At 69.8% G+C, this 24052-nt stretch carries 18 protein-coding genes and 6 pseudogenes; 16 read left to right on the plus strand and 8 right to left on the minus strand.

Translation table 11 applies throughout. The features are described from left to right. Nucleotides 1-50: 50 nt before the first annotated feature. The 3 genes and pseudogenes from OG444_RS34605 to OG444_RS34615 all read right to left on the minus strand — a co-directional run. Nucleotides 51-1826 (minus strand): cation:proton antiporter, encoded by a 1776-nt coding sequence (locus tag OG444_RS34605; RefSeq protein WP_327265816.1) that lies wholly within the window; start codon nucleotides 1824-1826, stop codon nucleotides 51-53. 135 nt (nucleotides 1827-1961) lie between these two features. Next, nucleotides 1962-2813: a universal stress protein gene (locus tag OG444_RS34610; protein ID WP_327265817.1), complete on the minus strand. Its 852-nt coding sequence runs from the start codon at nucleotides 2811-2813 to the stop codon at nucleotides 1962-1964. Nucleotides 2814-2971: 158 nt separating this feature from the next. Next, nucleotides 2972-3214: pseudogene (locus tag OG444_RS34615) on the minus strand (class II glutamine amidotransferase); the annotation flags it as partial. Between the two features lie 263 nt (nucleotides 3215-3477). On the opposite strand from OG444_RS34615, the gene OG444_RS34620 reads away from it, so the two are divergent. Next, nucleotides 3478-4566 carry a hypothetical protein gene (locus OG444_RS34620; RefSeq protein ID WP_327265818.1) on the plus strand — a complete coding sequence of 363 codons (1089 nt, stop codon included), beginning with the start codon at nucleotides 3478-3480 and terminating at the stop codon, nucleotides 4564-4566. Nucleotides 4567-4755: 189 nt separating this feature from the next. Here OG444_RS34620 and OG444_RS34625 read toward each other — a convergent pair whose 3' ends face one another. Beyond that, a complete protein-coding gene (locus OG444_RS34625) occupies nucleotides 4756-7116 on the minus strand; it encodes an arylsulfatase (RefSeq protein ID WP_327265819.1) in 2361 nt (786 codons plus the stop codon). A 683-nt stretch (nucleotides 7117-7799) separates the two neighbouring features. Here OG444_RS34625 and OG444_RS34630 point away from each other — a divergent pair. Together OG444_RS34630 and OG444_RS40840 are read left to right on the plus strand one after the other, a co-directional pair. Then, nucleotides 7800-8446: pseudogene (locus tag OG444_RS34630) on the plus strand (multicopper oxidase family protein); the annotation flags it as partial. 54 nt (nucleotides 8447-8500) lie between these two features. Then, nucleotides 8501-9115, plus strand: a complete 615-nt coding sequence (locus tag OG444_RS40840; RefSeq protein WP_442810794.1) for a multicopper oxidase domain-containing protein — start codon at nucleotides 8501-8503, stop codon at nucleotides 9113-9115. A 692-nt stretch (nucleotides 9116-9807) separates the two neighbouring features. Here OG444_RS40840 and OG444_RS34640 read toward each other — a convergent pair. Continuing rightward, a complete protein-coding gene (locus OG444_RS34640; protein ID WP_327265820.1) occupies nucleotides 9808-9963 on the minus strand; it encodes a DUF6131 family protein in 156 nt (51 codons plus the stop codon). A gap of 606 nt (nucleotides 9964-10569) precedes the next feature. Beyond that, entirely contained in the window at nucleotides 10570-11790 is a 1221-nt protein-coding gene (locus OG444_RS34645) for a phospholipase D-like domain-containing protein (RefSeq protein WP_442810693.1), read from the minus strand. A 763-nt stretch (nucleotides 11791-12553) separates the two neighbouring features. Between OG444_RS34645 and OG444_RS34650 the strand changes: the two genes are divergently transcribed. The 13 genes and pseudogenes from OG444_RS34650 (at nucleotide 12554) to OG444_RS34705 (ending at nucleotide 22807) form a co-directional block, all read left to right on the plus strand. Beyond that, complete coding sequence (locus OG444_RS34650; RefSeq protein ID WP_327265821.1) at nucleotides 12554-12904, plus strand: helix-turn-helix domain-containing protein; 351 nt, start codon at nucleotides 12554-12556, stop codon at nucleotides 12902-12904. 384 nt (nucleotides 12905-13288) lie between these two features. Beyond that, nucleotides 13289-13492, plus strand: coding sequence for a cold-shock protein (locus OG444_RS34655; RefSeq protein ID WP_030722003.1), 204 nt, complete (start codon nucleotides 13289-13291; stop codon nucleotides 13490-13492). 322 nt (nucleotides 13493-13814) lie between these two features. Beyond that, nucleotides 13815-15332, plus strand: a complete 1518-nt coding sequence (locus tag OG444_RS34660; protein WP_327265822.1) for a DEAD/DEAH box helicase — start codon at nucleotides 13815-13817, stop codon at nucleotides 15330-15332. 46 nt (nucleotides 15333-15378) lie between these two features. After that, a complete protein-coding gene (locus OG444_RS34665; RefSeq protein WP_327265823.1) occupies nucleotides 15379-15783 on the plus strand; it encodes a CBS domain-containing protein in 405 nt (134 codons plus the stop codon). 120 nt (nucleotides 15784-15903) lie between these two features. Further along, nucleotides 15904-16208 (plus strand): annotated as a pseudogene (locus tag OG444_RS34670) (STAS domain-containing protein). A 151-nt stretch (nucleotides 16209-16359) separates the two neighbouring features. Beyond that, nucleotides 16360-17700 (plus strand): annotated as a pseudogene (locus tag OG444_RS40845) (pectate lyase family protein); the annotation flags it as partial. A gap of 66 nt (nucleotides 17701-17766) precedes the next feature. After that, a pseudogene (locus OG444_RS40850) lies at nucleotides 17767-18699 on the plus strand (pectinesterase family protein); the annotation flags it as partial. Nucleotides 18700-18824: 125 nt separating this feature from the next. Further along, nucleotides 18825-19352 (plus strand): annotated as a pseudogene (locus OG444_RS34680) (SigE family RNA polymerase sigma factor). Continuing rightward, nucleotides 19349-19936: a hypothetical protein gene (locus tag OG444_RS34685; protein ID WP_327265825.1), complete on the plus strand. Its 588-nt coding sequence runs from the start codon at nucleotides 19349-19351 to the stop codon at nucleotides 19934-19936. Before OG444_RS34680 ends, OG444_RS34685 begins: the two are co-directional and overlap by 4 nt. A 206-nt stretch (nucleotides 19937-20142) precedes the next feature. Next, the gene (locus OG444_RS34690) at nucleotides 20143-21369 is read left to right on the plus strand and encodes a PP2C family protein-serine/threonine phosphatase (protein ID WP_327265826.1); all 1227 of its coding nucleotides are present in this window, start codon (nucleotides 20143-20145) and stop codon (nucleotides 21367-21369) included. Between the two features lie 201 nt (nucleotides 21370-21570). After that, nucleotides 21571-22146 carry a DUF5994 family protein gene (locus OG444_RS34695; RefSeq protein ID WP_327265827.1) on the plus strand — a complete coding sequence of 192 codons (576 nt, stop codon included), beginning with the start codon at nucleotides 21571-21573 and terminating at the stop codon, nucleotides 22144-22146. 5 nt (nucleotides 22147-22151) lie between these two features. After that, the gene (locus OG444_RS34700) at nucleotides 22152-22340 is read left to right on the plus strand and encodes a hypothetical protein (protein WP_327265828.1); all 189 of its coding nucleotides are present in this window, start codon (nucleotides 22152-22154) and stop codon (nucleotides 22338-22340) included. Between the two features lie 194 nt (nucleotides 22341-22534). Next, a complete protein-coding gene (locus tag OG444_RS34705; protein ID WP_252310481.1) occupies nucleotides 22535-22807 on the plus strand; it encodes a hypothetical protein in 273 nt (90 codons plus the stop codon). Between the two features lie 423 nt (nucleotides 22808-23230). Here OG444_RS34705 and OG444_RS34710 read toward each other — a convergent pair whose 3' ends face one another. Together OG444_RS34710 and OG444_RS34715 are read right to left on the minus strand one after the other, a co-directional pair. Further along, nucleotides 23231-23404, minus strand: a complete 174-nt coding sequence (locus OG444_RS34710; protein WP_314250792.1) for a hypothetical protein — start codon at nucleotides 23402-23404, stop codon at nucleotides 23231-23233. Between the two features lie 28 nt (nucleotides 23405-23432). After that, the gene (locus OG444_RS34715) at nucleotides 23433-23789 is read right to left on the minus strand and encodes a PRC-barrel domain-containing protein (protein WP_327265829.1); all 357 of its coding nucleotides are present in this window, start codon (nucleotides 23787-23789) and stop codon (nucleotides 23433-23435) included. Between the last annotated feature and the right edge of the window lie 263 nt (nucleotides 23790-24052).

Here is a 24052-nt window from a genome sequence, read left to right on the forward strand (position 1 = left end):
AGCGGCCATCGCCGACACCAACCCTCCAAGGCCATCCGCAGGACGGGGCCTCACTGTCCGGCGGCCGTCGGTGCGGGACCGAGGAGGACGACGGTGTCACCCTCCTGCGGGGTGGCCGGCTTCCTCTCCGTCACGGGGTCCAGCCGGTGGTCGGCGCGCACCACGAAGAGGGTGTCGTGTTCTCGCGGGAGCGGGGCGGTGGCCGGCTGCACGATGAACCGGGCCCCCCGCTCGTAGCGTTCCGCCAGGGTGTGCCGGACCAGCGAGCGGCCGAAGAGGATGTCGCCGCCGGTGTACGGAGCCACCACGCCGTGGCTGTCGTGCGGTGGCCCGACCCGGTAGACCAGCCCTTCGACAGTGTCCTGCATCACGATCGACGCGAGCGCGTTGAAGTCGTCGTCGTCAGTGGCCAGGAAGACGGCTGTCACCCCCTCCACCCGCGCCCCAGGATTGATGGCTGTGGCCAGCAGCTCGCCCTTGGCCAGGTCCATGCCCGCCCCCTTGATCCGTTCCCGTTCCTCGTCGAGTCCCGCCCACATCAGCACGTCGAGGCCGGCGGACCGCAGAGCCCTTCCCAGGTCGACGACCCACGGTTCGCCGCCCACCAGGAGCACACGCCTGCCCTCCTCCGTGACGACGCCCAGCCGTCGGGCCATCGGCGCCGCCGTCAGCGCGTACAGCACAACGGTGCCCACGATCACCAGGAAGGTGACCGGAAGGATCTTCGCTGCCCCGGGCACCCCGCGCTCGACGAGTCCGGAGGAGAACGCCGACGCCGTCGCCGCCGCGACGATGCCGCGTGGGTCCATCCACCCGACGAAGGCGCGCTCCCCCTTTGAGAGATCCGTGTGCGCTGCGGCACCCAGGGCCACGAGCGGGCGGACCACGAGGACCAGGATCGCGATAAGGCCGAGCGCGGGAAGGAGTACCGGCACGACGGACGCGGGGGTGACGGTGGACGAGATGGAGATGAACAGCAGTCCGATGATCAGCTGGACCAGGGTCTCGAAGAAGGGCCGGCGCGAGGGCATGTCGAAGCCGCGGATGTTGGCCGCGGCGAGTCCCGCCAGGATCGCGGCGATGAGCCCCGTGTCGTCCCGCAAGACGTCACAGCCCGCGGATACGCCGATCACGACGGCGAGTTGAGCCAGCGTGCCCAGGGTCTCGCCGAGTCGCAGGGTGCGCAGAGCGAACCAGAGCAGCGCGGTGGCCACCGCCCCACCGACCAGCCCGAAGGCGAGGCTGATGGCGAACTGGCCCAGCTGGTAGCCACGGCCGATGTCGATCCGGTGCGTCGAGGCGACCGCGTGGAAGGTGAGGGCGCCGAGGATGGCGCCGATCGGGTCGGTCAGCGTCCCTTCCCAGATCAGAATGCGCCGCACCTTGTCGCTCGGCCGCACGAAGTCGAGGATCGGCCCCACGACCGTGGGCCCCGAGACGACGAGGATCATGCCGAGCATTGCGGCAACCCGCAGAGGCATGCCGAACATCGCGGGTGCCACGGTCCCGGTGACGAAAAAGGTGAGCAGCACGCCGTACAGGAGCAGTCTGCCCACGATCCCCCGTGTGTGGTGGGCGAGCTTGCGCAGGTCGAGTCCCAGACCGGCGTCGTAGAGGATCACCGCGACCGACAGTGAGACCAGGTTCGAGAAGTCCGGCCCCAGGAGCCTGTCCGGGCGGACGACGTCAGTCACGGCGCCGGCGGCGAAACCGACGGGAAGCAGGATGATCAGCGCCGGGACGCGCAGCTTGCTGGCCAGGATCTGCGAGCCGGTGGCGAGCACCACCGTCAGCGCGAGTCCGAGAAGGATCTCGTCGTCGGTCACAGGCGGTTCCCTTTCCTGATCCGGACGGAAGGGCTTCCGGTGTAGGTCCGGCCGGAGATCACTTGCTGCATGCTGCACCGTTCCTGTGGCCGCCGCTGCGTCAGCGGCGCGGATGTCTTGCCGAGCGCCGGGGCCTCAACTGTGGGGTACGACCGCCACGGGGCAGGAGGCGTGGTGAATGAGGGCGTGAGCGACCGAACCGATGTGGGAGCCCCTGGCCGCTCTGCGCCGACCGACGACCACCAGACGCGCGTCGGATACGGCTTCGACGAGCTGCTCGGCTGCCCGCCCCGGCGTGGATACCTCGGACACTTCCACCGCCGGAAACGTGTCACGGAATGGGCGTACGGCGTCTGAGAGCGCCGACGCCATGTCGGCGTCCTCGGCCGCCTTGTGGCGTTGAGCGAACGGGGCATGCCACGTGTGCACGATTTCCAACATCACCCCATGCCGCCGGGCGAAGTCGAAGGCGAACTCCATGAGCTCGTCCCTCACTTCGGTCACATCGAGCCCAAGGACCACTTTTCGGCGGTCCCTGCCTTCGGTGGCACCAGCCCCGCTCTCCTCATTTTCAGGGCGTACGAGGACCACCGGACGCTTCGAGTCCGCGACGACTTCCTGGCCCACGGAACCCACAATGAAACCGCGGACACTACCAAGACCATGTGAACCCACAACCAGCAGATCCGCTTCCGCCGCGGCAGCCAACAGCACGCTGTTGGGGGCGTCCTCGATTTCATCGGTGGTCACCGCGAGGTCTGGCTTCCGGTCCCGGACACGCTCCTCGGCGGAGGCGAGTACGCCCACCGCATCACCGGCGCGATCCTCGTGTGACACCCTCATAGCCCCCAACTGGTGCTGCGCCCACCGAGTGGCGTAGACCAGTCGCAGGCCGGTGCCACGCAGCTCCGCCTCATCGGCGGCCCAGTCCAAGGCCGCCACACTGCCCTCGGAGCCGTCCACTCCCACAGTGACAGGTCGTGACATGCCGCTCTCCTCGCTTCGGGGCTGTCGTCAACGGGCGATCACCTGGGCCGCGCAGGGGCACCCATGCCCGAGACACCTGGTCACGAAGCTACCGAGCCGCCGAAGCACCGCAGTGCACCGCGTTCACTGGCGCTACCGAAGTACCCCATCCGGCCCATGGCGCCTGGCACATCGCCGAGAGGTTCGGACACCACCAGGCGGGTCTCGTCTGACACCTCTTGGAGGAAGGTCATTTCGGGGTGCAGCTTGCGCAGCGAGTCCACGCGGCTGCTGTGGAAGAGCGATCGTGAGGCGCCCTGGCTGGAGTAGCGGAAGGCCCACACGCTCGTCCCGTCACTGACGGCGACCGTCATCTGCACCGGGTTCTCCACGCCGTGCTCGCGGCCGACGCGTTCCACAAGCGGCCGCCAGACATGGACCAGTTCGTAGTGCCCTGATCACGCACGGTGGGAAGCGCCCCGTGATCCGCAACGACGTCTACCTCCCGGGGCGGTCAGCCGGCCGATCCGCAGTGGGTGGAATGGCGGGGCGGTCGGGCACTAGGAGGGACGCGCCTTCAGGATCGTTGATGTGCCAGGCGGGAGCCGGAGGCCAGGAGCCGCATTTCAGGGCCATGAAAGAGACAACGAATGCGGTGCTGGGTGCGGACGCGCAGCATGGAGGCATGGTGGTACTCCCGCGGCCGGAGAGGCGTGCGAGGGGCCCCGCGTCCGGCGTCGGAGCGGGATCCCCGTCGAGCGGCTCCCGTTCGGGTGCCGGCCAGGAGAACTCCGGGATCCGTCGGCGCCCGATGCCGCCCGGCCTGCGCCGAACGTCCTGTACGGCTCTCGCGGCCCTCCTGACGGCCGTTCTGGCCATCGTGCCGATCGGCCCCGCCCACGCCTTCACCGGTGACAATCACGAGGACATCACCCGGGTCGCACTGCCCTGGGAGCCTGTCACACTGACCGAGATGGCCGATGCCCGTGCCGGGGCGATCAACGCCAACGACCACCCCCCGTACTTCGATGTCGGCCCCCTGCACTGCGACAACGCCGACCATCTTGCGCCCCGCTACGCCTCCGACTACCCCCGCACGCGGGACGAGGCCACCACCGAGCTCCTCGCGTGTATCCGTACCTCCGTCACCCGCTTCCGCGACGCGGTCGAGGCTGCCGACGGCCTCGTCGACGCCGACGGCAAGGTGCGGGCCGACCAGAGCGACCTGTCCTCGCACTGCACGTGGGACGGGAAGCCCGGGCGGGCCAAGTGCGCCGTCCTCGAACAGCTCGGCCGCGGATGGCACCAGATCGAGGACTTCTATGCGCACTCCAACTGGAGCGACCGGCCCGCGCCCGGCCCGTTCGGCCTCGACAACCCGCCCGGCCTGGAACGTACGGACGTTGCACCGTTCCTCGACATCCGCCGCTACAGCGGCATGAAGGACGCCGACTGGACCCGGGACGCGCGTGAGCGTGTCCCTGCGGACCTCGCCACCGGCTGCTACACCGACATTGATTCCACCGGGGTCAAGCCCGCCGACTGTGACGGGCGCGTCACCCACAACCGTGCCCTGAACAAGGACACCGCCGCATCGCCCCGCTCCAAGACGGGTGACAACTTCCACCATGCGACGGCCGGCGCCACCGCCGAGATCACGCGCCAGTGGAACGACTTCAAGGCCGAGCTGCTCGCGAAGTACCCGGATCACCGGCGCGGCGCACAGATGGTCTGCGCCCTCGTCCACGACGAGCCGGCCGGAGCCTGCCCCTGACGGGGGAGGGAACGGTCGGACGCCGTTGTGGCAGCGGGCCCAGGCTCGGGCTCCCGCAGTTGCATCGCGGCAGGTGCAGGCGGGTGGTAGCAGAGGCTCACGGCCCTTTCGGCCTGAGCAAGTCGGGCTCTCTGGAACCTGGCCATGCATGGACTCGGCGGCGACCGGCGGGTCCACGGTACGGCCCGCTCACTGGCGGGCCATGTGCATGCGCATCTCGCTCTCGGCGTCGACGATGAGGTCGCCGGACAGGTCGACGGTGACGCTGTGGAGGGTGCCGGTGAAGCGGAACGGTGCCCGGTAGTCGGGGGTGACGGCCGATCCCGGGTTGGTGCCGCAGGTCATGCCGCCGGGATTGAACGTGACCGGGGTGGTGACCGGCATGTCGCTCTCGCCGACCAGGCGGCCGTCGATGTAGAGCTGTGCGCGGCCGGGCGCTCCCTTGCCGCGGGCGATGTCGGGGGCGCCGGTGGGCTCGAACTCGAAGCGCAGCGCGTGCCGCCCCTCGGGCACGGTTTCGGCGGAGGCGACGTGGTGCAGGGTTCGTTGGACGTAGTTGTGGGCGTAGTGGAGGTGGCCGTCCTTGACGTAGAGGGACCAGCCGCCGGCGTTGGTGCCCTGGCTGATCAGGACGCCCTCCGCGCCACCGGGCGGGATCTCGACGTCGGCGGTGACACTGTGCGGGCGGTTGAGGACACGGGGGGCGACCGCGGCGGGCAGGGACTGGGTGCCGGGGCGCAGGGTGTAGCTGGTCCGGTTCTCGGTGATCTGCGGGCGCTCGGTCATCAGGCGCGCAAAGGCACTGCCGTCGATCGGCATCACGTTGTACTTGCCGGCCTCCATGTACCACAGGGCGATCATCTCGATGAGTTTGCTGCGGTGCTCCTGGGCGAGGTTCCGGGTTTCGGCGATGTCCTGGTCGACGTGGTAGAGCTCCCAGTGATGGGCGTCGAGGTCGTCGAGGTCCGCCATGGTGATCGGGGCGCCGAAAGGCCGCCCGGCCTCGGCGAAGGAGGGGCCGGGCCAGGGGCAGACCGCCCGCCACCCGTCGTGGTCGATCGCCCGGTGCCCGAACATCTCGTAGTACTGGGTGCGGTGGCGGCTCGTCGCCGCAGCGTCGTCGAAGGTGTGGGCGAAGCTGACCCCGTGCAGGGGCGACTGGGTGACACCCCGGATGGTCGCCGGCGCCTCGATGTCGAGGACGTCCAGGACGGTGGGCACCATGTCGATGATGTGCGCGAACTGACCGCGGACCTCACCGCGGGCCCGGATGCCGGCCGGCCAGTGGACGAGGAAGGGGTCGCTGACGCCGCCGCGGTAGGTCTCCCGCTTCCACCGCCGGAACGGGGTGTTGCCCGCCCACGTCCATCCCCACGGGTAGTGGTTGAACGTGGTCGGGCTGCCGATCTCGTCGATCCGCGACAAGCTCTCCTCCAGCGCCTCGGGCGCGTTGTTGAAGGCTTGCAGCTCGTTGGTGGTGCCGGTGACGCCGCCCTCGGGACTCGCACCGTTGTCGGAGACCACCATGATCAGCGTGTTGTCGAACTCGCCGGTCTCCTTCAGGAAGTCCAGCAGCCGCCCGAGGTGGTGGTCGGTGTGGGAGAGGAACCCGGCGTAGACCTCCATCATCCGTGCGGCCAGGCGCCGCGCGTCGGGCGTGAGCGACTCCCACGCGGGCACGTCCGGATCGTGCGGGGACAGCTGCGTGTCCGCCGGCACCACTCCGAGCTCCTTCTGCCGGGCGAAGGTGCGCTCGCGGTAGGCGTCCCAGCCGTCGTCGAACCGGCCCCGGTAGCGGTCCGCCCACTCCTTCGGCACATGGTGCGGGGCATGCGCCGCACCCGTGCACAGGTTCATGAAGAACGGCTTGTCCGGGGCGACCTGCTTGGCGTCGGCGATGAACGAGATCGCCCGCTCGACCAGGTCCTCCGTCAGGTGGTAGCCCTCCTCCGGCGTGGCCGGCGGTTCGACCTGGTGGTTGTCGTACACCAGGTCCGGATACCACTGACTCGTGTCCCCGCCCAGGAACCCGTAGAACCGCTCGAAGCCCCGCCCCAGCGGCCACCGGTCGTACGGGCCCGCGGCCGACTCCTGCTCCGATTGCGTCAGGTGCCACTTGCCGACCATGTACGTGTTGTAGCCGTGCTGCAGCAGCATCTCCGACAGGAACCCGTTCTCGAACGGGATCTGCCCGTCGTAGCCCGGGTAGCCGGTGGCCAGCTCCGTGATCGCCGCCATGCCGTTCGCGTGGTGGTTGCGGCCCGTGATGATGCAGGAGCGCGACGGCGAGCACAGGGAGGTGGTGTGCATGCTGCTGTACAGCAGCCCGCCCGCGGCCAGCGCGTCCAGATGCGGCGTCTCGATCGGACTTCCGTAGCAGCCGAACTGCCCGAACCCCGTGTCGTCGAGCACGATGAACAGCACGTTCGGCGCACCCGCCACCGCCCGCACCGGCTGCGGCCACGCCGGACTCGACTCCTCGGTCGTCCGCCCGATCACCCCCGGGAACCGCTGCCCCGGCCGGTACTCACTCCACGACGACTGCGCCATCTGTCTCCGTCCCACCATCGGTGCGAGCACCGGTGCTGTGCGTGCGGCTGTGCGGCCGGCCCCGAGATCGAGCCGTGCCGCGGCACAGGATGACGGGGCAGACGACGCAGGCCGTCGGACCGGGGCAGGCCCGAACTCCTCCACGCTAAGACGCCACCGTCACCCCGGCGACCGGGCTGCGCCGTCCGGTCCCTGCCACGGGACGGCACCCTGATCGGCTACCGCATCTACGAAGCCGGCTCTCTCACCACGGCTCTCTCACCACGGCGCTCGCGCCGAATCTGCCGCTACTCCTGCTCGGCTGGGCGCTCCTCGAAGGTCGAGCACCGGGCCCGCATTCGGGCCCGCGCCCCTGAACCGACTCGGGGGCGGTGTGGGGGTCGGCCCCGGGTCGGTCCCCGATGTGGGGCGCGAGCACCGTCCATAGCGTCATGGGCATGTCGAAAAATGGGAACAACGGGGCCGGCGGCCGGCCTCGGATACCGCGCTGGAGGCGGACGCTGCTGATCCTCGGTGCGCTGTTCGTGGGCTTCGCCCTTGTCGTCGGAGCGCTCTTTACCCGGCTCTACACCGGAGCCAAGGTGTCCACCGTCGGCGCGGTGGACTTCCGCAACGCCCTTGTGGTGCCGCCCCTCGCCGCGTCCACCGTGGAGGCGGACGGGACCCGCGTCTTCGACCTGCGGATGCAGGCGGGGGAGACCGAGTTCACCGCCGGGACCAGGACCCCCACCTGGGGTTTCAACGGCAGCCACCTCGGCCCCACCCTCCGCGCGGCGAAGGGCGAGAAGGTCCGGGTGCGGGTGGTCAACACCCTGCCGGAGGAGTCCACGTCCACTGGCACGGCATGCACCTGCCCGCCGCGATGGACGGCGGCCCGCACCAGATGGTGCCGGCGGGCGGTAGCTGGGCCCCCGAGTGGACGATCGCGCAGCCGGCCGCAACCCTCTGGTACCACCCGCACCCGCACGGTGCGACCGAGACGCACGTCCGGCGCGGCCTCGCGGGCCTGTTCCTGCTGGACGACGCGGAGTCGGCGGCCCTGCCCCTGCCCAAGACGTACGGGGTCGACGACATCCCGGTCATCGTCCAGGACGTGACCTTCGACGGCGCGAAGCTCGACCACGACCACAAACTGATGCGCAACGTCGGCTTCCTCGGCGACCGGACGATGGTCAACGGCACGCTGGACCCGTACGTCGCCGTCCAGGACGAACTGGTCCGGCTGCGCCTGCTGAACGCCTCCACCGCCCGCGTCTACACCTTCGGCTTCGACGACGGCCGTGCGTTCCGGCAGATCGCCTCGGACGGCGGCCTCCTCGAAGCCCCGTACTCGACCGATCACCTGCGCCTGTCGCCGGGGGAGCGCGCGGAGATCGTCATACGGATGCAGCCGGGCGAGGAAAGGGTCCTGCGCTCCTACCCCCTGGACGCCGGACTGGACTTCTGGAACCAGCGTTTCGGTGGCGGCGACGACTCGTTCGACGTGATGCAGCTGCGTGCGGCGCCCACCCTGAGGCCGTCGACGGAGCTGCCGCGGGCACTGGTGGCAGCGGCGCTCCCCACCGGTGAGGAGTCGGCCCGCAGCCGCTTCTTCGAGCTCAAGATGTCCGGCATCAACGGCCGGAAGATGGACATGTCCAGGGTGGACGAGACGGTCACCCGCGGCACGGCCGAAACCTGGACCCTCCGCAACAACGACGGGATGCCGCACAACTTCCACGTCCACGACGTCCAGTTCCGCATCCTCGACATCAACGGCGCAGCCCCGCCCCCGCCGTTGCGCGGGCCGAAGGACACCGTCTTCATCCCGTCCGGTTCGACGGTCCGCATCGCACTGCGCTTCGACGGCCCCGCGGACCCGGGTACCCCATACATGTACCACTGCCACCTGCTGTACCACGAGGACAAGGGCATGATGGGCCAGTTCGTGGTGGTCGACCCGGGCCGGCCGGCGGCCACCCCGAAGCCCGCGCCCGCATCCGGCTCACACCAGCACTAGGTCGTCTCTTTCGGATCTTGTCGGTCGGCCCGCGTCGTCCGGTGCCGTGCATCGCAAGGCGGAGGAGCGCCGTTGTACTGGACGTACTGCGGTGCTCCGACAACGCGGCGAGGTGCGGTGCCGGGCGACGCGGGCCTGGGGGCACCTCCCAGCGGTAGCTGGGGGAGCAAGATCCGAAAGAGACGACCTAGGGGTGTGGGAGAGGGGCAGTCGATCCCACCGCGTTCCGACGCAGCCCGCGCAGAGCCCGGCCGGAGCCCGTAGTCACCCCGGCCGGGCTCTGTCAGGTCCAGGATGGTTCCGGCTGTTGTCCCCACGTGCGGTCCGCACTGGGGCGGTCCGGGCCCGCAGGCATGCTCGGACGACGCTCATCCTGACGACCGGCCCACTGATCGGTCGGCCATCTCGGACGGTGCCTGAGTGGGCGGCACTCCTTGGCAGCGCGTCTGGCGGGCCTGTGCAGGTCCACGAGAAAGAGCCGATGAGGGTGCGTGGTGCCGACGGAGGAGCGGAGTGCCAGCCGGTCCTCGAAGGCTACGAAGTCCTGCAGGCCCGACTGCGCCGTCAGCTCGGGCATGCCCCAGGAGCGGCGATCCGATCGCGAGTGGGTGCTGGGCGGGGAATCCCTCGCCGTTCGGTGCCGGGTCTTCGGTTCCTTGGTTTTTGCCCCTTCCTATCTCCATTTCCTACGGTTACCAGTAGTGCTTGCGTCCGCCGACCGAGTGCCCGACGGCGCCCAGGATCCAGAGGATGACTCCGATGACGACGAGGATGGCGCCGATGGTCCACAGGATGCTGATTCCTGCGACGAAGCCGATGACCAGGAGAATGACGCCGAGGATGATCATGGGCACCTCCGATTTCGCTGTGACTCTCCTTTCAGCCTAGGCGCGTCCGGCACTGCTGGCGTGCTATGCCAGGGGGCGGCGTTACGCCGCACTGGCGGAGTCGCCCGCGGATGACCGGGACGCGGCCCCGGCCTGCCCGTTCGGCACGCGGTGGGAGCAGCGTGCGCAGGTACCGACCGGCACCGCGCGGCGGACCACGCCGTCCGAGGCCGTGGGCGAGAGCGGTGACCGTGAGGCCCGGCAGCAGGCGGACGATGCCGTTGTGCAGTGCTCGGGCACGGCGGAGGACGACACGGGTGCCGGGGGCCACCGTGTCAAGCGCCACCGTCCGGGCATCGGCCGTGAGGAGAAGATCCACCCCGATGGCGAGCTGCAGGAGAACTCCGAGGCCGCTGACGTCAGCCTGAACCGGTCCCACCCGGGCGTGCGGGGCCCCCACCTCGGAGCACCCTCACAGACGAACTGCAGGCGAGGTGTGCCTGGCTGCTTCTGTCCCGCACCGGCCGTCCCCGTCAGGGATGAACCCGTCGGACGGTGGCAGGGTAGAAGGTTCGGTTCTGCTCGGGCGGTGCCGGAGCGTGGGCGCCTTCCGGCACCGTGCGGGAGTCACAGGAACCGGCGGATGGGGGTGACCGCAAGCTCGCGCAGACGTTGCGCCGCAGAGCGGCCGTTCCAGCGTGCTGGATCCATCGGCTCACTGGCCTGCACGTCCTCGTCGAAGTGGCGGTCCAGCGTTGCGGTGAAGTCTTCGTCAAGGACGGCGAGCATGACCTCTTCGTCGTGGTCCAGGGAGCGACGGTTGAAATTGGTCGAGCCGATGAGTGCCGCGATCTGGTCGAGGGTGATGACCTTGGCGTGCATCATCGTCGGCTGGTACTCGAATATCTTCACCCCGCAGGCGAGGAGGTCCGCGTAGAAGTTCTGACCGGCCAGCCGGCAGACGCGCTTGTCGGTGTGGGGGCCGGGCAGGAGTATCTCGACCTCGACGCCCCGGCGTGCTGCCGCGCACAGCAGCTCGATGAAGTAGACGTCCGGGGCGAAGTAGGCGGTGGACAGGCGGAAGCGATGCTGGGCGGATTCGATGGCGACCCGGATCAGGGTCTGCATGTCCTGCCAGCCGATACTGGCCGATCCCCGGACCACCTGCACCACCGCCCCGCCCTGCGGCGCGTGCTCGGTGAAGCGGTCCCGGTCGTCGAAGAGGGTGTCGTGGCACTCGGCCCAGTTCTGCGCGAAAGCGGCGGCAACGCCGTCCACGGCGGGGCCGCGCAGCCGGACGTGGGTGTCGCGCCACTCGTTCTCGTTGCGGGCGTTGCCGCACCATTCCTCGGCGATGCCGACTCCGCCGGTGAACGCCGTCTGTTCGTCGACGACGAGCACTTTGCGGTGGCAGCGGTGGTTCTGCTTGAGCGGGGAGAGGTAGAGAGGCTTGCGGAACCATGCGACGTCGACGCCGGCGTCCTCCATCAGATCGAGCAGGTCCTGCTCGATGAGCCGGCTGCCGAAGCCGTCCAGCAGCAGCCGCACCCGGACGCCCGCTCGGGCCCGGTCCGCCAGCGCCTGGGCGAACTGCCGGGCTATCGCGCCGCGCCAGTACACGAACGTCATCATGTCGACGGTGTGTTCGGCGGCGCGGACGCTGTCAAGCATCGCCGTGAAGATCTCATCCCCGTTGCGCAGGGCGAGCAACGAGTTTCCTTCGGTGGCGGCGATGCCGATCAGCCGCTCGAGGCGGCGCCGCATCCGCTGCTTGCGCTCGGCCACCGACAGCGCCGGGGCGACCGTCGTTCCGCCGGGCAGCCGTGACCCGCTGGTTGCACTTGTCATGACTCCACCTGACCGGTCGGGGACGCCGCCCCACACGTCCGGCAGCCGCCGGGGCGAGCCGACTGTACACAGCCGCAGACCAGGAAGGGGTGCGGGTCTCCCCTCGTCGCGCGGTTACGGCGCTGAGCGGGCCGCGGTGCTGTTTCTCGCGGGCCGGTGCTCGCTGCCCGCGGCCCCGGTCCGGGCTTCCCGCCTGCCACCGTAGCTGTTCGAGATCGATTCTCTGTCCGTCAAACACACGAAAATCTATATTGGTCAGAGTAGACATTGGGTGGTGGCCTGGTTATGGTTTCTCTCGTAGCCCAGAGAGACAGCAGGGCCCGGCAGAGATGAACTGCCGGGCGTGGTACCCGTAAGCGCAGTTCGCAGGACGGTGCGGTGGTGGAGCTCCGAAGCCAGGGTTGTTGCAGCAGGGCGACGGGGCTGATGACCGGACCGGGTGGCCCGCGGTGATCAGGGGCCGCCATGAGCAGTGCCGCAGTTGACGCAGCAAGCAGGTTGATCACCGAGGAAAGAACGGAGGAACCGCGCCATCAGGATCGCCCGGGCGGAAGTCCTGAGCCCGGGTACCGCAGGACATCGACAGTGAGGTGGTCTCCGGTCAAGCAACCGCGATCCCCGCACCCCCGGCATCGTTCAAGTCGGGCATGCGGAAACAGAAGGCCGGCTCGGAACTGATGCCGGCGGATGGTGTAGAAGTTCCCTCGGGGCCCTGGTGCCGTACGGCACCAGGGCCCCTCCATGCGTTTCAGAGAGAGGTGCAATGACAGCAGAGAATCCGACAGGCCCGCTCGGCGGCCACCTGGACGACGACGACTACCCCGCCTACACCATGGGCCGTGCCGCAGAGATGCTCGGCACCACCCCGGGTTTCCTCCGTGCCATCGGCGAAGCCCGCTTGATCACGCCGCTCCGCTCCGAGGGCGGCCACCGCCGCTACTCCCGCTACCAGTTGCGCATCGCGGCCCGAGCCCGGGAACTCGTCGATCAGGGAACCCCCGTCGAAGCCGCCTGCCGCATCGTCATCCTCGAGGACCAGCTCGAGGAAGCCCAGCGCCTCAATGCCGTGTACCGCCGCGCCGCCGCGTCGTCCGGCCCGCCGACCGCGGTCTGAGGTGGGTGAGCCCGCCGGTCCCGGTGGGCCGCGCACCCGCGTGTGTCGGGGCGCGGTGGTGCTCGTATCCCTCTGTTCAAAAGAGCGTTGCGCCTGGGCTGCCAATATCTGTCACCGCGATGCAAGGATTTGGCGGTCCATGCGGAGAGGGTTTTTAGCGCGACGACCACGGTGAATTGGTATTCGTACGCAGACCGCTACGGCATGCTATTGTCGATCTCAGTTGCAGTCGTGGTTCCCAAAACTTCAAGTGCCTCCAGCCGGTCTCCGTGCCCTATGGGAGTGCTTCGTATTTCCGGGTCATTTTCCGGGCGGGGCATCATCGCGGCGACACGGTGTCCGTGCAATGCGGATTCCGCTGTACTGCCCCAAAGGAGATCTGACATGGCATCTGGCACCGTGAAGTGGTTCAACGCGGCAAAGGGTTTCGGCTTCATCGAGCAGGACGGTGGCGGCGCCGACGTGTTCGCCCACTTCTCGAACATCGCCGCCCAGGGCTTCCGAGAGCTGGCTGAAGGCCAGAAGGTCACCTTCGACATCGCGCAGGGCCAGAAGGGTCCGACGGCCGAGAATATCGTTCCCGCCTGACGCTGACGCGCACTTCGTAGCTGGGGCCCGCATCCTTCGGGGTGCGGGCCCCAGCTGCAGGCATCTCCCGCAGTGGGTTCACCTGCGGGATGCCCTCACCACCCTGAGGCGCTGCTCCGGCACGCGGACCTCTTCGGACCTGCACCCGAGTCGATCTCGGGGATTTCACGTCCAGCGTCACCCATTTTCACAGCGGCGCCCGCACGGACTCCCTGCGGCCGGCTTCGCTTTCGCATCCCATTCGGCCCGTTCTTGCGATTCCCCGCGCTGTTCTTCTGCTGCCGGAATTCCTTGATGCGCGCCGTATCAAGGAAGGTTCTGAATGAACCCCGTACGTACGAACAACCGCTCCGCTCGTACCCGCAGCCGCACCGGTGGCCCCGCTTTCGGTTCCGCTGCCGGTTCAGGCCGGGGCAGCCGCTTCGGTACCTCCGCCCCGAGCCGTTCGGGCGGTCCGAGCCGTTCGGGCGGTCACAGGCGGCGGCCCGCCGCGGTGCAGGGCGAGTTCGCCCCGCCGAAGACGATCACTCCTGCCCTCCCTGCCGCCGAGGCCTTCGCCGACCTCGACATGCCCGGGGAGTTGCTGGCCGCCCTTGGCGCGCAGGGTGTGAGCGTGCCGTTCCCGATCCAGGGAGCCACCCTGCCCAACACCCTCGCGGGCCGCGACGTGCTCGGCCGTGGCCGCACCGGCTCCGGCAAGACCCTGGCCTTCGGCCTCGCTCTGCTGGCCCGCACCGCCGGACAGCGCGCCGAGCCCGGCCAGCCCCTCGCCCTGGTCCTCGTACCGACGCGTGAGCTGGCGCAGCAGGTGACCGACGCGCTCACTCCGTACGCCCGCTCGGTGAAGCTGCGCCTGGCCACCGTCGTCGGCGGGATGCCGATCGGCAGGCAGGCGGGCGCGCTGCGTGCCGGCGCCGAGGTCGTCGTCGCCACGCCGGGCAGGCTGAAGGACCTCATCGACCGCGGGGACTGCCGGCTGAACCAGGTCGCGATCACCGTCCTGGACGAAGCCGACCAGATGGCCGACATGGGTTTCATGCCGCAGGTCACCGCGCTGCTCGACCAGGTGCGCCCCGAAGGCCAGCGGATGCTGTTCTCCGCCACCCTGGACCGCAACGTCGACCTGCTGGTGCGCCGCTACCTGACCGACCCCGTCGTGCACTCGGTGGATCCCTCGGCCGGTGCCGTCACCACGATGGAGCACCACGTGCTGCACGTGCACGGGGCTGACAAGCACCGCACGACGACGGAGATCGCGGCGCGCGAGGGCCGGGTGATCATGTTCCTGGACACCAAGCACGCCGTCGACCGGCTGACCCAGGACCTGCTGAACAGCGGTGTCCGGGCCGCCGCCCTGCACGGCGGGAAGTCGCAGCCGCAGCGCACCCGCACCCTCGCCCAGTTCAAGACCGGACACGTCACCGTCCTGGTCGCCACCAACGTCGCCGCCCGCGGCATCCACGTCGACAACCTCGACCTCGTGGTCAACGTGGACCCGCCGACCGACCACAAGGACTACCTCCACCGCGGAGGCCGTACCGCCCGCGCCGGGGAGTCCGGCAGTGTCGTCACCCTCGTGACGCCCCACCAGCGCCGCGACATGACCCGCCTCATGGCCGCCGCCGGCATCGTTCCGCAGACCACCCAGGTCCGCTCGGGTGAGGAGGCGCTGAGCCGGATCACCGGCGCCCAGACCCCCTCCGGCATCCCGGTCACCATCACCGCGCCGGTGTCCGAGCGGCCCAAGCGCAGCGCGGCCTCCCGCAGCCGACGCGGCCCCGCTTCGGCAGCCCGGCGCTTGAATGTGCGCCGGTCCGCCTTCAACGCGGCTGCGGCCTGAGAACCACGTGATCAGGAAACTGACCCATCTCTGCAGGAGGCACGTTTTGACGCTGGTCCAGATGCAGTTCCGCTCGGTGAGTGCCAACCCTGCGCACCAGGCGGTGGTCGATGCCATGCAGGCCGCCGGGCCGCAGGTCTGTGACGACATGACGGTCGAGGTGGCCTTGTCCGTCATGGCCAGTGCTCGCGCGGGACATCTGCTGGTCTGCGACGAGGACGGCCTGTGCGCCGGTCTGGTGACCCCGGCTCAGCTCGCGGCAGTCCGTGACGGCGACGCGTACACGGACCGAATCCGGCTGCGCGACGTTCTCGGTGACCGCGGACCGTCCACCTCGCCCCTCACCACGATGGCCGAAGCCGAGCACGCGATGCGCTACCGCCGGCTCGATGCCCTGCCTGTCGTCGACGAACAGGGCAGTGCCCTGGGCGTCCTCGCCCTTGCACGCTGAAGCGTCTCACCGCGGTCGGACCGTTCCCTCGGCGCCCCGCTGACCGACGGGACCGGCGCGGGCCCACCCCCGACTGTGTCGGCAGTGCTGACGCTCCAGACCGATGAACAGGATGACCGGATCGCCGACGACCTCGACCACGACCAGGCCTCCGCCTTCGACAGGCCGTGACAGAGCTCAGTCTGGAGCCAGGACAACGCCTCGTCCTGGACCTCTTGCGCATACGGTTCTGTGACTCCAGCGGCATCACCGCCCTCATCGTCGCCCGCAACCACGCTGTCGCGGCCCAGGCGGACATCGCCCTGGCGGCGGTCCCCGACAACAGGATCCGTATCCTGCGCATCGTCGGCCTCGACCGGATCTTCACCATCCACCCCGACGTCGGCACGGCCACAGCACACCGACCGGCCACCGGGCGTCCCTGACGGCGCCGGTGCCGTAGGAGGTGCCCGTTCGGGACGTGTGACCCGGCCGCCAACGTCACCGAGAGGATCCCGGCGGGTGCCCGGCAACCTTTCGGGCTCCGGCGGCAACTGAGGGGTGACCAGTGCACCTCACCCCAAGGAGCCACCGCCCATGTCCGCTGCCCCCCACCGCCGCCCCACCGGACGTCGAAGGCTCGCCCTGGCCGGAGCGGGCACCCTGGTCGCGGCCGGTCTCGGCGCCGTGCCGCTCGTCGTGAAGGCCGATGCCGTGGCACCCGCCGACCTCGCCCACGGCGTGCTGCCCGCCCGGGACGGCTGGGCCGCGAGCGGCTCGGGCACCACCGGCGGCAGTGCTGCGGACGCAGCTCAGGTCTTCACCGTCTCCACCCGCGCCGAGCTGGCGAGAGCCCTGGCCGCGGGCCCGGCCGGCGCCCCGCGGATCGTCCGGGTCAAGGGCCTGATCGACGCCAACACCGACGACAGCGGGAAGCCGCAGAGCTGCGCCGACCACGCCGCGGGCACCGGCTATTCGCTCGACTCCTACCTCAAGGCCTACGATCCCGCCGTCTGGGGCCGTGCCAAGGTGCCGTCCGGCGCCCAGGAGGACGCCCGCAGGGCGGCCCAGGCCAGGCAGGCCGCCCGCATGGTCTTCACGGTGCCGGCACGGACCACCGTCATCGGGGTGCCCGGCACCGGAGCGGGCATCACCGGCGGCAGCCTCGTGGTGAAGAACGCCGACAACGTGATCATCCGCAACCTGTCGCTCACCGACGTCCGGGACTGCTTCCCCCAGTGGGACCCGACCGACGGCTCCACCGGCAACTGGAACTCCGCCTACGACGCCGTCAGCCTGCGCGGCGCCACCCATGTCTGGGTCGACCACAACACCTTCTCCGACGCCCCGCACCCGGACTCCGCCAACCCGGTCCGCTTCGGCCGTGAGTACCAGGTCCACGACGGCGCCCTCGACATCACCAACGCCTCCGACCTGGTCACCGTCGGATACAACACGTTCAGCAACCACGACAAGACCATGCTGATCGGCAGCAGCGACAAGGACACCAAACTGCGGGTGACGCTCCACCACAACGTCTTCCGGGGCATCGTCCAGCGCGCCCCTCTCGCCCGCGTGGGCCAGATCCATCTGTACGACAACTACTACGACACCACGGAATCGGAGGGTTACGCGCACAGCTACAGCGTCAACTCCCGGGCCGGCGCCCAGGTCGTCGCGCAGAACAACTACTGGAAGCTCTCCCCCGACCGGAAGACCTCCCAGCTGCTCAGCGGCGACGGCACCGGAGCCATCGCGGGCAGCGGCAACCTCGTCGGCGGCGCCCCCGTGGACCTGGTCGCCGCCCACAACTCCGCCAACCCCGGCAAGAAGATCAAGACCGCCGTCGGCTGGCGGCCCACCCTCACCGCCGGACTGGAACCCGCCGCCGGACTGCCGGCGAAGCTGGCGGCGAAGGCGGGCGCCGGAGTTCTCACCGAGACCGGCGGCAAGGCCGCTCCCGCCCCGTCCGGTCCGGCCGGCGGCCGTACGCTGACGGTCGCCGCCGACGGCTCCGCGGCCCACCGTTCCGTGCAGGCCGCCGTCGACGCCGCCACCGCGGGCGACACCGTCCTCGTCTCGCGCGGCACCTACCGGGAGACGGTGAACGTCCCCGCCTCCAAGCACGGACTGACCCTCAAAGGCGCCACCGGCAACGCCGAGGACGTCGTCATCACCTACGACAACGCCTCCGGCACACCGAAGCCCGGAGGCGGTACGTACGGAACCGCGGGCAGTGCCACCGCGACCTTCTCGGCCAACGACATCACCGTCACCGGTGTGACGGTCGAGAACACGTGGGAGCGGTCGGCTCACCCGGACGTCAGGGACACGCAGGCCGTGGCGGTCAACGCGTCCGGCGACCGCCAGAGGTACCTCAACTCGCGTTTCATCGGCCACCAGGACACCGTCCTCAACTGGGCTCCCTCCGCCACCGGCCAGTACCGGCAGTACTTCCGACACTGCTTCATCGCGGGGGACGTCGACTTCGTCTTCGGCAACGCCACCGCCGTCTACGACCAGGTCAACATCACCCTGCGCGACCGGGGTGCCGCGGCCGGCGGCCACAACGGATACCTCGCCGCACCGAACACCGATGCCGCCAAGCCGTACGGAATCCTCATCACCGACAGCACGATCAGCAGCCCTGCCCGGCCAGGGACCTACTACCTCGGCCGGCCCTGGCACCCGGGCCCGAGCGCGGTCGGTCAGCTGGTCATCCGCAACACGAGCCTGCCCGCAGCCGTGAAGACAGAGGGGCCGTGGACGGACATGGGGGGCTTCTCCTGGAAGTCCGCCCGGTTCGCCGAGTACGCCAACACGGGCCCCGGCGCCGGAACCGGAGCGAACCGTCCCCAGCTCGCCCCGGACCGGGCCACAGCCCACACCGCCCGCGCCTACCTGGCCGGCACCGACGACTGGAACCCGACGGACTGATGGGCGTCACCGTGTGGACCAGGCCTGGGCGAACCGAAGTGCCCGAACGAATGCTCGAACAGACTGCTACGCTCCGGCCCCTGCCTGAGAACGCACCCGCCGCACCGAGAGGCCGTACCGAGGCCATGGCCGAGGACGAGGCGGCCGCAGAGTTCCACGCATTCTTCGAACGCCACCACGCCGAACTGTCCCGCCTGGCGTATCTGCTGACCGGGGAGGCGGACGCCGCCGACGACCTCGCCGCGGACGCGATCGTCGCGCTCTAGCACCGCTGGGACAGGGCCCGCCGTGCCGGCTCCGCGGCTGCCTACGCCCGTGGAATCGTCGCCAACCTCGCCCGCAGCCGGATCCGGAGCACGGTGCGCGAGCGGCGGCGCGTCCTGCTGTTCTGGTCGCACCGCCCGGAGCGGACCGACGGCCCGGACATGGCCGTCGTCATGGACGTACGGGCCGCCCTGGACAGGCTGCCGTTCCGCAAACGCGCCTGCGTGGTACTGAGGTACGCCTTCGACCTCTCGGAGAAGGACACCGCGGCGGCACTCGGGATATCGGTGGGTACGGTGAAGAGCCAGACCTCGACGGGTACGGCGGAACTGCAGCGGCTGCTCGGTACCCGTGCTGCAGGCGAGCTGGTGGGAAGGGGAAGCCGGTGACCGACGAACTGCGCGGCCTGCTGCGCGAGAGCGCCGAAGCACACCAGCCCGACCGGGCCCGCATGCTGGCCCGGGTCGAGCGCGGCATGGCCCGTCCCGGCACCGCCCGCCGATCGCGGGACCGCGAGCGCACCCGCGCCCTGTCCTGGCCGAGGATCGTCCTCGCGACCCTGGCCACCGCCGGAACCCTGACGGCGAGCGCCCTCATGGTGGTCGACGTCGGCGCCGTGCACGACCCGGACCCGCCTCGGAACCCATCCGCCGCCGGCCGCGCGGTGCCACCGACGGCCGTGGGCAGCCGGACCGAGGACGGTCCCCTGTGGGCCGACGGCTCCGTCGACCCCCACAGCAACGTCACCCTCAAGGCGGGGGAGCCGCTCACCGCGCTCGTCGTCGAGCTGCGCGTCGCCCTCACCGAGGGGGTGAGGGACACTGGGAACTGGCGGACCCGCCCCGCCGCGGACTTCGACCTCTCCGCCCGCCAGGTGGACCCCCAAACCCGGCAGAACCGTCCCGCCCGGCGAGCACGTCTTCGCCGGCCAGTACGACCACGCCGCTGGCGGACGCGATGCGAAGGACGATAGGTACCGGATCGACGCCACTGCCGACGCCGCGAAGAGCCGGGCCGCCGTATGGGGCGGGTTCGCGTAGGCCGCGTCCACGCCCCGCGGTCAGCGTGGGCCGACATGCCGCGCATGGCGCAATGAGCTGCTCCGGCCCTATCCCGGGGCACGGTGTGGCGAGGCGGTGACCGGCGTGGGCGGGTGCGTACGAGGTGGCGAGGCGGGCCATGGGTGAGGAGAGCGTGGACCGGTCGGAGGGTTTCGGTGAGCGGCTGCTCGGCCTGCTGCTGGACCGGGCGCCGCATCTGCCGCCGCAGCTGATCGCCCCTCTGATCGCTGAGGAGGTGGGCAGGTTCGGAGGCCGTGACGTCTCCATCCTGCTCCAGGACTACGCGCAGGAACTGCTGGTGCCGCTTCCGGGCAGGAAGCTGCACGTCAGCCAGCCCCAGCCGGTGATCGACTCTCCGGCCGGCCGGGCCTTCCTGCGCGGGGAGGTTGTCGAGGTGCCGCAAGCCCGCGGCGGCGTCCGGATGTACCTGCCGCTGCTGGACGGCAGTGACACGGTGGGCGTGATGGTCCTCACCCTGGACGATGTCGGCGAGGACGACCGGCGGCTGCTGCGCCGGCTCGCCGGTCTGGTCGCTGATCTGCTGGTCACCAAGAACGCCTACACCGACCAGTTCTTCCTGGCCCGGCGCCGGGAGCCGATGAGCGTGTCCGCGGAGATCCAGTGGGGCCTGCTGCCGCCGCTGACGATGACCGTGCCTCAGGTCGCGGTGGCCGGCATGCTGGAGCCCGCCTACCGCGTCGCCGGTGACAGCTTCGACTACGCCCTCAACGACAACATCCTGCATGTGGCCGTGATCGACGCGATGGGCCATGGCCTGAACGCCGCCGTGATGGCGACCGTCGCGATCGGCGCCTACCGGCATGCCCGGCGCGTGTTCGTCAGCCTGGCCGAGAAGTACACGTACATGGACGACGCGGTCTCCGGGCAGTTCGGCCCCGACCACTTCGTCACCGCCCAGCTGATGCACCTGAACATCACCACCGGCGAGCTGGAGCTCGTCAACGCGGGCCACCCCGCGCCCCTGCTCATCCGCGACGGCAAGGTCCTGCGGCAGCTGGACAGCGCGACGACGCTGCCCGTCGGCTTCGGCGGCGAGGAGCCCCGGATCACAGAGCACACCCTCCAGCAGGGCGACCGCGTGCTGTGCTACACCGACGGAATCATCGAAGAACACGTCGCCGGCGGGGAGCAGTTCGGGGAGGAACGCCTCATCCGCTGCGTCAACCGACTCGGGGAAAGGCCGTCGGAGGGGATGCGGGCAGATCTGCGCCGGCTCTCCCACGCCCTGAAGAGCGCACGAGGCGGACACACCAGCGACGACGCCACCCTCTTCATGATCGAATGGCGCGGAGGCGCCGCCGACCACCTCGCGGTTCTCGACTAAACGCCTCGAAGTCGAGGAGATCGGCGGTCCTCCCCCGCGCCTCCGCCGGAAAATACCTGGTCACAGCGGTCTTTACCCACTGAATAGGCGTACAGTGAAAGCACCGGAAGTACTTCGAACACCGGCTTCACGCGGGTGTCATTTCCGGCGATCGCCTAAAAACCGGGCTGCCGACGGGCAGTCCGGGGGCAGGTCCGCATCATGACCACTACCCTCGACCGGACCGCGCCCCGCGATCTCGCAGCAGTGTTCCCGGCCCGCTTGTCCCTTACGCCGAAGACCACGCTCGCCGGCCTGCTGGACGGTGCCTGGTGGCCGTACTCACGTGACCTCGAAGCCGAGCTCCCCGCTCTCGCCGCCGCTCTGGACGAGACCTGGGGGCGCATTACCCGCGTCAGCGTGAACCCCAGCCGCTGGCCGGTCGTCCCGCGCACGGTTGCCGTGGCCGGGCACGTGCTGCACGTGGGCTGGTTCACCGAACAGGACCCCGACAAGCTGATCCTGCTCTCCTACACCGTCGGGCGCTGGGACCTCTTGGTGATCCCTCCCGAGTCCGAGCCCGCGGCCGCGGCCCGGCTGATGGCCGCCGCCGCGATCCCGGGCAGCGTCCTGGCCGCCGACGTCCTGATGGCCAACGAAATCGTCATCGGGCGCGGTATCCGCGACGCCCGCCGCCGGGAAGACATTTGGGAGGGCGAGGGCGGGGCCTGCATGTCCCCCTTCGGGGAGCCGATGGGCCGAAGCGCCCTGCCGCTGGCCGGAAACGGCTGGAGGTGAGCTCCGTGGAGACCGTCGTCCTCATGGCGGTGATCATCCTCATGATCGGCATCGGAATGCGCTGGATCCACCTGCTGAACGCCCAGCACGACGCGCGGATCGAGGCCTACCGCTTCAGCGACCCCCTGCCGAGGCCTCCGGGCCTGCCGGACGACACCGGTCGTCGAGCCCACCACACGGGTGCCGACCGGTGAGGAACAGACCTTCCTCCGACCGGGGGCAGCGGTCGGGGCGCCTCGGCGCCCCGCTCCGCCGGCCTCCTCACCCGCCCTCGACGGCAACACCCGCCTCCATGTAGGACCCTCGCGGGCATCGGCGCACACTCCGACGAGATCTGACAAGCCCCGACCGGCCCCGGAGCCCACCCCACACACGAAAGGACGCGGTCATGGCCACACTGCGCGAACGCAAGACCTACCGCGACCAGGTGCTCCGGGTCCTGTACGAAGCCGTCGAGGGCAACCGCCTCCTCGGCATCACCGGAGCACAGCTGCGGCGCGACCTCCACGTACCGGAACAGGACCTGGCCGCCGCCTGCACCTACCTGGCGGGCGAAGGACTGATCACCGTCGACTGGGAACCCGGCAACACCCCGGCGATGGTCACCCTCACGCACGAGGGAATCCGGCACATGGAAGCCGATGAGGAAGAGCACGGCTGAATCCCCTCACACCCGTGAGAGCCTGGGACGCGGGTAGCCGGTCAGTGCTTTCCGTTGGGTTTCCGAGTCCCCAAGACCGAGGACGCAAGCCCGGTGGCAAGCGCAGCGCCCTGCTGCCCTGCCGGAGTGGCTCGATGCTTCGAGCTGGGTTCGCTGGGCCGGCCCTGCGGAGGTACCGATGCGGATCCCGCCGCTCTGCCGGTTCGAACGCTGACCTCGTCGAATTGATGAGCGATGTCAGGTCCGCCGGATCGAGCTTGAGTTCATCCGCAGGTGCCTGCCGACCGCTCTTTATCTCCGGCAAACCTGCTGGCTCAGCTCGCGCACCGCCCACACCCAGTACGCCGAGCGGGAGAAGAAGACCGTCGTCCCTCGCCGCCACACCGCTGCCCGTAGGCCGGTACCCGAAGCCCCGGAGAGGTCTCAGCGGAGCGTGCGATGGTGCCGGCCGGAACGCCGGATGTGCAGGACCAGGTACACCAGGGCGCCGATGAACACCACGATGCCGATGATCAGCAGATAGAACAGCCCTTCGGCGACGGCGCCGATGAGGCCCAGCACGATCGCCACGATGACGAGAATCAGGAAGAGCGTCATGATGTAGGGCACCTCCTCGAACGGCCGGTCAGCGGCGGGCGAGCTGCCGCTCGCCGTTCACACCGGGCTGATAGGGCAGGCCGTAGTGCGCGAAGACCGCCGCCTCGTCCTCGGCGGGCAGGACGTCGTCCGTCCCGATCGCCGGGCACTTCTTCACCAGCGACCTGTCGTAACCGACCTTGACGTAGCCGGGCCCCACGACCGCGCCGGCCAGCGGGACGAAGACCAGGTGGCGGCGGGTGGGCAGCCCGACCAGGACGGTGACCATGGCCGGTTCGTCGGTGCTGGTGTCCACGTAGACCGCCTCCAGCACTCCGATCTTGCGGCTTGCGGCATCGACAACATCGTGGGTACGCCACTCCCGGATATCCGCGATCTCGATCATCCCGAGCGCCCCTTTCCCGCAACGTTGCGCCGGCAGGCGTTGTCCTTTTCAGCCTGCCCCGCAAAGCCCGCCCGCACCAGCCCGGACACCCCGCAACGTCATACGGCAAGGACGATCCGATCTCCCGCGTGCGCTGCACGGCCGCCAGACCCCTGGCGACGTCCCCACGCGCGGGACTGAGCAGATAAGCGGTTGTTTCCGGCGGATGGGTGGAGGGGCCACGGCATTCGGGTGAACTCTGCTCGGGCTGTGCACGCGCCTGC

The sequence above is a fragment of the Streptomyces sp. NBC_01232 genome, assembly GCF_035989885.1.
In the GTDB taxonomy this organism is placed as follows: domain Bacteria; phylum Actinomycetota; class Actinomycetes; order Streptomycetales; family Streptomycetaceae; genus Streptomyces.